At 66.0% G+C, this 476-nt stretch carries 1 pseudogene; it reads left to right on the top strand.

Annotated features, from left to right (window positions below):
• Positions 1-334: pseudogene (locus tag ACG04R_RS28425) on the top strand (IS21 family transposase); the annotation flags it as partial.
• Between the last annotated feature and the right edge of the window lie 142 nt (positions 335-476).

Raw genomic sequence — 476 nt, 5'->3', positions numbered from 1 at the left:
CAACGGCGCGCCGTTCACCGAGCTGCCGGTGGCCTTCAAGAAGCTGCAGACCGAGCTGCTCAAGAAGCCAGGCGGGGACCGCGAGATGGTGGAGGTGCTGGCGCTGGTGCTGCACCACGAGGAGCAGGCCGTGCTGGCAGCCGTCGAGCTGGCGCTGGAAGTGGGCGTGCCCACCAAGATGTACGTGCTCAATGTGCTGCACCGACTCTTGGACGGCAAGGCCGAGCCACCGCCGGTGGACGCACCGCACGCGCTGCGCCTGGTCACCGAGCCTCAGGCCAACGTGGACCGCTACGACGCGCTGCGCGAGGAGAGGAAGGTGCGTCATGCGTGAGACCAAGACCAACGCCTGCGTATTTCGGCCCAACGTGACCGCCGATTTCGGCATCGTGACCGGTCATTTCGGTCATCGTGACCGACCGCTGATTTCGGCTCATCGTGACCGGCCGTTTCGGCATCGTGACCGCCCATTTCGG

The sequence above is a fragment of the Pelomonas candidula genome, assembly GCF_043555985.1.
Taxonomy (GTDB): domain Bacteria; phylum Pseudomonadota; class Gammaproteobacteria; order Burkholderiales; family Burkholderiaceae_C; genus Pelomonas; species Pelomonas candidula.
This window is presented reverse-complemented; position numbering and strand designations above follow the sequence as displayed.